This is a genomic window from Streptomyces sp. NPDC047043 (assembly GCF_040644055.1).
In the GTDB taxonomy this organism is placed as follows: Bacteria; Actinomycetota; Actinomycetes; order Streptomycetales; family Streptomycetaceae; genus Streptomyces.
Genome location: NZ_JBEYVO010000079.1, coordinates 1 through 10,998 on the forward strand (window position 1 = coordinate 1; position 10,998 = coordinate 10,998).

At 65.1% G+C, this 10,998-nt stretch carries 5 protein-coding genes and 1 pseudogene; 4 read left to right on the forward strand and 2 right to left on the reverse strand.

Annotation, left to right across the window (positions count from 1 at the left end):
• Positions 1–97: 97 nt before the first annotated feature.
• Together ABZ880_RS54060 and ABZ880_RS54065 are read left to right on the forward strand one after the other, a co-directional pair.
• Positions 98–2,155, forward strand: a pseudogene (locus ABZ880_RS54060) (DNA polymerase III subunit alpha); the annotation flags it as partial.
• Positions 2,156–2,160: 5 nt separating this feature from the next.
• The gene (locus ABZ880_RS54065; protein ID WP_361279312.1) at positions 2,161–3,132 is read left to right on the forward strand and encodes a hypothetical protein; all 972 of its coding nucleotides are present in this window, start codon (positions 2,161–2,163) and stop codon (positions 3,130–3,132) included.
• A gap of 71 nt (positions 3,133–3,203) precedes the next feature.
• Here ABZ880_RS54065 and ABZ880_RS54070 read toward each other — a convergent pair whose 3' ends face one another.
• Positions 3,204–7,616 (reverse strand): hypothetical protein, encoded by a 4,413-nt coding sequence (locus ABZ880_RS54070; RefSeq protein ID WP_361279304.1) that lies wholly within the window; start codon positions 7,614–7,616, stop codon positions 3,204–3,206.
• A 581-nt stretch (positions 7,617–8,197) separates the two neighbouring features.
• Between ABZ880_RS54070 and ABZ880_RS54075 the strand changes: the two genes are divergently transcribed.
• Positions 8,198–8,605 (forward strand): hypothetical protein, encoded by a 408-nt coding sequence (locus ABZ880_RS54075; protein WP_361279306.1) that lies wholly within the window; start codon positions 8,198–8,200, stop codon positions 8,603–8,605.
• Positions 8,606–8,716: 111 nt separating this feature from the next.
• Positions 8,717–9,517 carry an ATP-dependent DNA ligase gene (locus tag ABZ880_RS54080; protein ID WP_361279308.1) on the forward strand — a complete coding sequence of 267 codons (801 nt, stop codon included), beginning with the start codon at positions 8,717–8,719 and terminating at the stop codon, positions 9,515–9,517.
• Positions 9,518–10,261: 744 nt separating this feature from the next.
• Here ABZ880_RS54080 and ABZ880_RS54085 read toward each other — a convergent pair.
• Positions 10,262–10,540: a hypothetical protein gene (locus tag ABZ880_RS54085; protein ID WP_361279310.1), complete on the reverse strand. Its 279-nt coding sequence runs from the start codon at positions 10,538–10,540 to the stop codon at positions 10,262–10,264.
• Positions 10,541–10,998: the final 458 nt, after the last annotated feature.

Genomic DNA, 10,998 nt, shown 5'->3' on the forward strand with positions numbered 1-10,998 from the left:
GCCGCGCTCTTGGCCGCGGCCCGGCGGGTGGCCTCGCGCAGTGCTTCGGGCCGCATCACCACACCCTTGCCGTCGATCTGGAGGACCAGCGGCATGGGTGCGCGGGGCGATCGAGGATGTGGCGCGGGCGCGGGGCATGGATCCTGATCAGGCCGCCCAGCTCGCCAAGGCGTTTCCTCACATCCGGGCCCGGGACGCACGGGCGGCACTGACCGAACTGCCCGAGCTCCGAGAAGTCGCCGGTGAGGACCACGGCCGGTTGTGGGAACTGGTGGAGATGATGGACGGCCTGCCGAACGAGGCCGCGATGCACCCGTGCGGGCTCCTGGTGTCCAACGCCGGTCTACTGGCGCGCACCCCCGTGGTGCCGACCACCGTCGAGGGCATCGCCATGGCCCAGTTCGACAAGGAGGACATCGAGGACACCGGCCACCCGAAGATCGACATCATCGGGGTACGGATGCAGTCGGCGCTCGCACACGCGGTCGCCGAGATCGAACGGGTCACCGGCGAGCACCTCGACCTGGACGATCCGGCGCAGGTGCCGCCAGACGATCCGGCAACCTACGACCTGATCACATCCGGTGACACCTTGGGCACGTTCCAGCTCGAAAGCCCAGGCCAACGCGAGCTGGTTAGAAATCTGCGGCCACGGTCGTTCCTCGACCTGATCATCGACATCAGCCTGTTCCGGCCGGGCCCGGTGGCAGCGAACATGGTGAGCCCAATGATCGAGGCCCGCGACGGCCGAACGCAGGCCCGCTATCCGCATCCGCACCTGAAGTCGATCCTGGAGGAGACCAAAGGGCAGGTCGTCTTCCACGAACAGGTCATCGCGATCATGACGACGATGACCGGCTGCGACCGCGGAATGGCCGACGAGGCCCGCCGCGCACTGTCCGAACCGGACCGACGCGGCCGCATGCGGGCCTGGTTCGCTGCTGAGGCCCGCGTCCGCGGCTACCAGGCGCAGGTCATCCGGGAGGTGTGGGAGATTCTGGAAAGCTTCGGAAGTTTCGGCTTCGCGAAGGCGCATGCAGCGGCTTTCGCGCAGCCTGCGTACCAGTCCAGCTGGCTCAAGGCCCACCGGATGGCAGCCTTGCTGGCCGGACTGCTCACCCATGACCCGGGGATGTACCACAAGCGAGTCCTGGCCGCGGACGCCCGTCGGCATGGAGTGCCCCTCCTGCTGCCCGACATCAACCGCTCCCAGTCCGCACACACAATCGAACTGGTGTCTGGTAAATGGGGAGTCCGGATCGGTCTGTCCCAAGTGCGCGGCATCACCGAGGCCGAGGCCGAGCGCATCACCGGCGCGCAGCCCTACACCTCACTGGGCGACTTCTGGCAGCGCGCCCGCCCCAGCCGGCCACTGGCCGAACGCCTCGCCCAGGTCGGGGCGATGGATGCCTTCGGACCTCGGCGCGAGTTGCTGCTGCAGATCGCCGAGCTTCACCGATCCAGCCGAGGGCATGGCTCCACCTCGGGACAACTCCCTATGGGCAACGACCTCGACACGCCGAGGGAAGGCGGCACTACGGCGGGACTGCCGGTCATGAGCACCTCCGAGCAACTCGCCGCGGAACTCGACGTACTCGGCATGGACATCTCCCGGCACCTGTTGGAGGATCACCGATCCTTGCTGACCGACATCGGCGCGACCCCCGCTGCCGACCTGCCGCACCTGCGGCATGGCACCCCTGTTCTGGTCGCCGGAATCAAGGTTGCCACCCAGACCCCGCCGATCCGCTCCGGCAAGCGCGTCATCTTCGCCACCCTTGACGATCCCAGCGGCCTGTCCGACCTGGCATTCTTCGAGGACAGCCACGCACGTTGCGCCCACACGGTCTTCCACAGCAGCCTGTTGCTGGTGCGCGGGACGGTGGCCCGGCGTCCGCCGCGCGCCTCCAGCATCACCGGCACTGCCGCCTGGGACCTGGCCGAACTCATCGACCTGTATCGCGACGGAGGCCCAACCGCCGTCGCCGACCGCCTCGCCCGTCCGGCGGCCGCAACCGGCCCGACCGCCACGCACCGGACCATTACCCAGCCCACCGGCTACGAACTGCACCCCTGGGCCGACCTGAAACCCCCCGGTGCCCCGGTCGTCAACGGAAGAACCTTCCATCACTCCAGCCCTGGAAGCGCCGGGTGACCACGATGATTCTCTACATCCATTTCGGTTCATGTCGCGAAGAAACGTTTCGTCATCTTCTGGGAATACTCGGCGAGATCACCCCAGTCGTGCAGGGACTACCGCCCGACGCGGCATTCGCCGACGTGTCAGGGAGCACGCGGTACTTTGATCGCGACGCCACCGAGCTGGCGGCCCTGATCCGCATGCGCGCCGCCGCAAGCTTCGACGCTGACTGCACGATCGGCGTCGCCCCCAATCCGCTGCTCGCGCAGCTGGCCGCCAACCGTGGAGCACCTGGCGTAATCCGCACGATCCCTGACACTCCTCAGGACATCGTCGCCTTCCTGGCAGGCCTGTCGGCGGCAGCTCTGCCAGGGGTAGGGCCGGCGACAGTACGAACCTTGGCCTCCTACGGTCTGAACACTCTCGACACGATTGCGGTCACCCCGCTGTCCACACTTCAACGCATCCTGGGCGCGGCCGCCGGGCGGCAGCTACGCCAGCGGGCGGCCGGTATAGACCCCACCCGCGTCACACCTGGCGCCCCGCCTCGTTCCCTCTGCGCAGAGCACCGTTTCGGGCGAGACGAACTCAATCCCGACCAGCAGCGCCGTGTCCTGTCACACCTGGTCGAACGCCTTGGCACCCAACTCCGCAGCGAACAGCAGGTCTGCCGATCTCTGAGCTTGACCGTCAGATACGCCGATCACTCGACGAGCACCCGTAATCGCACCTTGCCGGAGCCCACCGCGCACAGCCCACAACTGCGCCTCGCCGCCTACGCGTTGTACGCCACCCTCGGCCTGCAGCGAGCCAGGGTCCGAGGCATCACCCTGCGGGCGGACGGTCTGTTCGATGCGAACTCAGCCACTCGACAGCTCACCTTCGGTACCAGCGACGACAAGACACGCCGGATCGAGGCCGCAGCCGACAGAGCTCGGGCCCGCTTCGGGCCCAATGCGGTGCGACCCGCCAGCACGGCGGGACTGGCGTGACCGGCTCTGGGATGCCGACAGTGCTGAACACATGCCGAGAGCGATCACGAGGTCTTCGCCCCTGAGTCACATCACTGGCTTGCCCACTCGTCGGTCTTCCTGTCGATGTCGATCGCGCCGGCCTCGACCAAGGAGTCCAGGAGATTCAGAGTGCGCTCACGCTCCGAGTTCCCTGCACGAGTACTGGCATAGAGGGAGAGAGCAACATCGGCTACCGCAAAGGCGATCGCGGAGTCGCGTGTGCTGATGTCTCCCACAGTCCGATTGCCAGCGCTCAGCCAGGTTTCGCACAGGGACAGACTCGCAGCAACCGGCAACTCTGCCCCTGCTTGGTCGAGTGCGTGAAAGACCTCCTGCGGGAAATCTGCGAACGCCAATGTCGGTACCAGGGCCGTCAGGAGCCGCTCGCGCCTGATCGGCGATCCGTTTATATGGCGCACGAACCCGATCGCTGCTTTGCGCACAGCTTGATCTTCATCATCGAGTAGGCGGACGAGTAGCCCCTCATCCGCGCTCACCTCGGTATCCGGGGCGTGGGATACCTGAGGTAGATCCTCGACATGCACGGCCAGTGCTTCGGCTACTCCGCTGCGTGAGGCCGCATCACGGAGGCTCTGTTCGAACACATCTTGCGGGTGTGGTCTCCGTTCCGGTTCCAAGGAGCCGATGCCCAGGAAGGCGGCCATCGCAACGAGCGCACCGCCACGGCGGCGGGCATCCGGTGAGTCGGCCTCCAGCATTCGTTGCACAAGGGTAAGTCCCAAATCCGCATTGCTGTGGAGGAGTTGCCAGGCGAGCCGGTCAAGGTAGGGGGCGACGAACTGGGCGTCATCGGCCAGGCTGAGCCAGCTTCGGCTCAATTCAGAGACAGCATCCTGATCCGACAAATGGACGCGGGCCAGGATCACTGGACACCAGATGCGGACCTCGTCTGCGTCATCAACTACGAGACTCCGGATGGCGGGCAGGAGTGCCTCCAACCGCTCCGCTCTGTGCTCTCCGGGGCCAAGCAGTTGTGCAATGCAGAAAGCCGCAGCGCCTCGGTCAGAATTCAGACCCACATTGGCGTGCTCCTCGCCCGGATCGGGCGCCGATCTCTGGCTCGGGTCGACCGCAGTCGTAGCCACGGCGACGACCCAGGCGAGTACCCGCTCAGGCAATTGAGCACCCGCAAGCTTGTCCAGTAGTGAGCACAGTGGCCGATTGAAGGCTTCGACTCGCCAGTCCGACACGGTTGCGACCACGTCGACGATCGCACTGAGTATCCCGTCAGCAGGCAGATCGAGAGCACTGCCAATCCCGCGGAGGACAGCGAGCGTGCACTGGTGATCGTGCTGAGGACCGATACAAGCCGTCACGAGTCGCGCAAACCGTGCCGGCTCAGAACGCGCCGCCGACTCCAAAGTTCCCAGTTGGACCGGGGAATGGCCGTAGTTTTCGATCACCTCGATCCATTGATCATCGGTCAGCGGCCCCGGTTCGGATTCGGAGTCTTCTCCGCGGAGTTGGTGCACCCAGGCGTCGGAGGCCGTGGGTGCGGGGCCGAACAACTCCGTCAGCCGAGTGAGCTGTTCCTGCGCCGATTGTTCAAGCCGGGCACCGATCCGCCGTTCGATGAGGGAGAGCACCACGAGCTGCTCAAGAGCCAGTTGCTGATTTCTGCTTGCGGCAGTGGCGCCTGAACTGGAGCTAGTTGCCGAGGTGGCATCAAGATCCAGCGACGCATAGGGCTCAATGGCGAGAGCCACTGCGCTTTCTCGGACCGACTCTGCACTTGCGTCCGAGAGATGGGCTAGAACCTCACCCCACGCCCAGGCAGCCGTGGAGTTCAGAGGAAGGCCACGTACATCGTCTCGTGAAGCCCAAGCCAGAGCAGCCGGGTACAGCTCCGGCGCGCACTGGCTGAAGGCTGAGGCCGCGAGTTGATGAGCCAAAAGGAGATCGGTCGAAGTGCACTGCTCAAGGTAGAGCGCTCCCTCGGTCGGATGCTCGGCGGCAGCCAGGCGCAGTGCCGTCCGCAATCCCTCGACCACCTCCCCTTCCAGATCAGGAGACATTCCGACGACCGTGCCGATACCTCTGTCTCGTAGCCCTGGGCCGTTGTTATCCGGAGTTCCTGTAGGACGCCACCGCACCTCGAAGTCGATTTCGTCGAATTCTGCGAGCAGTGGTTGGGTCAGATTCTCCAGGAACGCGACTGGATCACGCTCGGCGGCACGCTGGAAGATCCGCAGTCCTGTTCCCTCTCGGGGTGGAAAGATCGAATGGTCGAAAGCGTTCCGAGCGCCTGAAGCCCTCGCTACCTGCGCCCGGGTTTCAAGCCAGGTACGCAGAGCGGTCGCGACTGGCGCCATGGTACGCCCGGCAAGGGTACTGAGAGCATGAAATCCATCCGAGCCGAACAGTACGGCAATAGCGGTGCCCAGTACGGTCTGTTCAGAGGTAATTTCGCCCGCTGCGGTCTCCGGCATGGCTGCATAGCTGTTCCCGACCGTCGTCGCGGTCGCGCAGTACAAATCTACGGTGGCTTGACCTGCGGTTGAACCAGCGAGAAAAACCGTCCACAAGAGCATGCGTGCCCACGGCACCGCGATGCTCGGGTCGCGTGCCAGAGACACCAGGCCCGCACTGATCTCTTCCGGTGAGACCCGCGCTGATTCCGTCAGCATCCACCGGGTTTGGTCCGGAGTGAACCCGGTCAATGCCTTGGTTGGGGCCCCAGACCGATCGGCATCCCGGTCGAAGCCGGCAGTGATGCTGTCCACCAGCCCATGGGCCAGCAGGTGGGGGACGAACCCAGAGCTCACCAGAACAGGCATAGCATTTCGAGTGAGAGGGTCGGCAGAGTTGAGAGCAAGGTTCGTGACATGCTCGAACTCATAAGGCTCCACTGGGGCAAGAGACTTCAGCCATGTCAGCACGGTTGCGCGGATGTGAGATCGGTAATCCGTCGCATGCGTGAGTATGGCTTCGAGATCTTCTCTGTATTGGTCCAGGTCGAGCTCGCGTTCCAGGGAAAGGACGGCGCGAACCAGGCGTCGGCACAACAAGTCCTGGGATGCGCCCTGAATCAGACTCATGGCTGAACCGTTGGCTTGGATGTGCTGCCTCGCGAATGCGTAGTCGAAGTACTCCTCGTGGAAGAAACGTACTCGGCCACGATCCTCGACCAGGACACCTTCCCCGATGAGTGCGTCCAGTGTGTCCTGGCCGGGTTCACCGATGACATTGCGAGGAATGGAGATGGATCCGGTGCCACTGAGACGGCGGGCGAACGCCGAGATACCCCGGGCGTAATTATCGACGCCAAGACGCTCATTGAGCCGTCGACGCATTTCACCGTCAAAGGCATCAAGCAACTGCGTGAGTGTCGTGGCATGCGCGATGTCGAACGCTGCTCGCCCATCGCTGCCAGGATCGGAGACCATCTCTGCAAGCAAGCGCAGAGCGAACGGACTGCTCAGCAACTTACGCTGTCTGACGGACAGTCCAGCGGGATCGACTCCCAACCCCATCAGAGCTTCGCGGACATGCTCATCGGTGAGAGGACCGAGGTCAATCACCGTGAAGTCGCCCAACAACCCTTTGAGTTGGCGGTCGTTGGCCAGGTCGTAGCGACGGCAAGCGACGAGCAGTCGCATGTCTCCGCTGGCCCGTGCCATCTCGAGTACTTCCCGGACCCCGCCAAGGGCAGGCTCACCCTGGCCACTGAAACGGGACAGCGCGTCCAGTTGGTCAATCACCAGGACACTTGGCTCACCGGCAGCCGCTCGCTCCAGAACCGCGGATGGAGAGGCACCGAAGCCGACTGCATCCTGTGCTCCCAATTGACGTGCCGTATGCGATGCGTCCGTCACATCGAGACGGAGTGCCCCGACAACTACGCCGTCCGCTGCCAGTCGCGCGCACGCCTCGGCCAGAGCGGTGGATTTTCCGGCGCCAGGGGCGCCGGCTACAACTACACCGGGTCCTCCGGCCGGATCCTTCAAAGTGCTGATGAGTTGCTCGACCTCAGGACGGACGATCAGAGGAAGGGCTTGTGGCCTTCGCCTGCGTACACCTTCGATGTAGCGCTCACTGACTTCTCGCACGGTTACAACAGAGGAGTGGTCGTACCCATCGCGAGGTCTGTATCCCTCATCTTGCAAGGCCGACCACAGGAACTGAGCTGTCAGCCGAGTCGATACGTGCTCGAGGAGGAGATCACCGAGGAATAGCAGGGCATTCTTCGGGTCCCCGGTTACCTGTGTCTCCAAGGAGCCTATTGCGGCATCCTTGAGTGGGTGATCGTTGATCAAATGGAAGGTGAAGCCTCGAAGTAGACTGTGCACCCCGGAATGGTCCGCTTCCCATGCGTCAATGAGGGTGTCTACGTCTGCTTTTTCGGTTCCTGTGAAGGAGGCCGTCCAACCTTCCAGAGAGAGGCGACGGGCTTTGTCCGACAAGTTCTCCAAAGTGCATGACTTGCCCGAGGCGAACACCACCTCGGTTCCTTGCCTCAAGTGGCGCTCGAACGGGTCCAGCAGGCCCTCTGACCGAAGGGCTGTGAGCGTCCACGAAGAGGCACGGCTGCGCTTGCACTGATGTACCTGGTCCGGCCGTGACGGCTGATGACCGTAGAGACGAAACTCCGCTGCCTCGCCAGGGGGCCCTGGGACCTCGACCTGGATGGCGTCGTAGTGGCCGCGAAGGACCGGAACTACGCCGCGCCAGATCGTCCACCAGCCTTCATAGCGATTGCCCAGCTTGTCAGCGACCCCACCGCCCATAGCCGACACGCTTTCACCGGTCATAGCCCCGCCTTCCCCGCTGCCGCCAGGAGCCTCTCATGGGACCGTTTAGAGGCTGCTGTCAACCAACCCCAAGTGGCTGATCGCCCAGATCGCGGCTCGCAAGCACATGAGTGTCCTGCGCTGAGCCCGAACGCCGAAGAATCACCCGATCGGATATGACTCGTGATGGATTTCGTTTGTGATCCACTGTCTCATCCCGCCGCTCGTCGCGCCTTGCAGTCGACCATCAAAGGCTGAGGAGGGGGTACGTTGGCGCCGTGGATCGATGTCTCATGAGACATGCGGATCGCGAAGAAAAGGCGCACGCCCAGTCGATGGCGGGCATCATTTATGCCAGCGCCTGGGCGAAATACCACTTTCCGCACGCCATGCTGGCGGGGATTATGGCGCATCTCCCCATGGGGTTCTACGACTCACAGACCCTCATCCAGGACGCCAAGCAGCACGGCATCGCGTCGTGGAACGCGACCCCGCTGCTCGTCGCCGCACGTAAGGCCCGCCGGTTGCGGCTGGTGACAGCGTTCTTACCGGTACCCCATGTCCCCACGGGCCATCCTGTCCGACCAGCCGCTACGGCGACGACACTCGCGACCGGTCCGGCTGGGCACGGCCAACCGGTGGACCTTGCTTCTGCTCCCCGCGCGTCACACCCGGTGCGGAGCGCTCGTCCGGTGCGCTGAAGGCCATGGCCCGCGAGGATGTCCCCGTACGCCCGCCCATCGATGTCGTCCGCCCCGTCACCGCGCGGGATCTTCCTGCCGAGGACCATTGGCCGGGCACCCAGACCCGCTATGAGGTCAAGGCCGACGGATGGCGAGCCGTCGCCGGCGTCCTCGAAGAACACCGTCCCGTCCTGTACACCCCGGCAGGGAGGCGACCTCGGCGCGATGGCCCCGGAGGTCCTGGACGAGCTGCACGAGCTGCCGGTCGGAACGGTCCTGGACGGAGAGCTGTGCGCCGTGGTGGGTGACCGCCTCGACTTCACCGCGCTGGCCCGCCGTCGCGGCTGCGACCGCCGGCGCTGGCCACCGATCGTGTACGTGGTCTTCGACTGCCTCGCCATTACCGGCACCGATCTGCGCCCCCGTCCGCTGCAGGAACGCCTGGACCGGCTCGGCGAGTTGTTACGGCCACCGCCCAGTGTGATCCAGCCGGTGCCCGCCACCACCAGCCGCACGGAGGCCTTGACCTGGTACGAGGAGCTCCGGCCCCATGGCCTAGAAGGCGTGGTCGCCAAGGGCCTGGGCAGCTCTTACGCTCCGGGCCGCACCCGCTGGCTGAAGACAAAGCATGTCGACACCGTGGACACGGAGATCGTGGCGATCGCAGGCTCCCCCGCCCGCCCCGCCTACCTCGTCATCCGGCTCCCGGACGGCACCCTCGCCCAGACAGCGCAGCTGGACAGCAGGCAGCGCACCGCCGTTGGGCGGGCGCTCGCCGCAGGCCTCCGGGAGGCGCTGCCTGGCGGGGGCCACAGGGTCGTTACGCCACTGCTCGCTGAGGTCGAGGTGGGGACCACCCGGCATCGCACTGTGCGGTTCGTTCGTCTCCGCGAGGACCTTGGTCCGGTCGAGCCGGGGTCGTCCGGGTGAGCAGGGCGGCGTCACAGCACCTGACCGGAGCCTGGACGCTACAGGGAGAGGGAACCGGCGCGGGAACGGCGGCCTGGGTGTACAGGCCCTGAGTCGACGATGTTCCGGGTGCGAGGCGCGAGGTCGGCAATCCGGGTGCGGGCCAGTGCGGTGTCGGAACCATGTCCGCGGACCGTACGAGCGGGGACGGCTTGCGTCGCACGTTGTTCCAGGACGCGGGAAAACGCGGGGGATCTCTTCTCGTACCGATTGCGTACCCCGGCGCAGCCGGGGACCAGGTTCCTCTAGCAAGACCTTCCAGAAGCGGGCGGGGAAAGATGCCAGGGATCGGCCGCAGAAAGTGGTAGGCCCTGGCGCCCATGGGATGAGCGCATTGTGGGTGCTCGTCTCGTCGGCGCTCCCGGCTGCAGCGTTTCCCGCAGGATTTCTACGCGGAAACGGCCGCAGATTCTGTGATTGCGGCTGCTGCGCGGCGGACGCCGTCACGACTAGACGCACCCCTCTGGCCAGCAGTTTTTACCTATCGACGGGCCTCTGTCGACGTGTTGTGCTTGCCCTGGGCGCGACTCGGCGCCCGTCAAGTAAGGGGGAGACATGTACGCCTTCTTCGGCGCCATCATCGGGGCCGTCATCTCCGGCGGATTCACGGTCGCCGCCGCGAAGATCAGCGCGCGGCGTCGTGAGTCGGGGGAGGATACGCGGTGAGGTGACGTGACGCGAATCCGCAGCTCTGGGCGCGTCACGTCACCTCGCGAGGCGGGCGAACTGGCTGCGCCCGGCCGGGCGGCGGGACTCGGCGCCGAGGTATTCGTGGCACGCACGCAGGAAGAGTATGGACAGGCCGCGGACGGACTTGTCGACGAGGCCCGGCAGGGCGTACAGGACCAGGCGGCGGACGAGCCACTCGAACTCGGTGCGGAGCTGCTGGGCGGCGGCCTGGACGTCCATGACGCCCGCGGAGACGCCCTTGTTCAACCTGATGACCAGCAGTGGCTGTCGGGAGTTCCTCCATGCTGCGTTCACCGCCACTGTGCTGCTGACCGGCCGGTTGGGGGCGGGCCTTCGTCACGGCTCCCCCGTACGCTGCGCAGGAAGAGCGAAGCCGGCTGCTGGGCCCTAGCGTCGTAGTCCCTTGCGTTGACAGGACGGCAGGGCTCGGGCGGCCCCGGCACCCTGGGCCGGGGGCTGCCCCTCCACCTACGCCTGGCCCGTGATCTCAGTGGGCGTTCAGGTATGCCTCATGCCGGTATGTGAGTTCTGCCGCTGTGCCAGTTTGAGGCCTTTCAACAGATCAATACGCTTCACCACTTCCAGACTTCCAGACCCGCCCGCCCGTTTCGCTCAGCTTCGATACTCGAAGTACGTCTGACGTAGAGATGGCACGGAACCGCCCAATGATCAGCGGAACCTGATCTTCCGTCACACCCATGATCCCTCTGGGACGTGAGCCAGCGGAAGCCGTACCCCAGCGACCTTTCCGA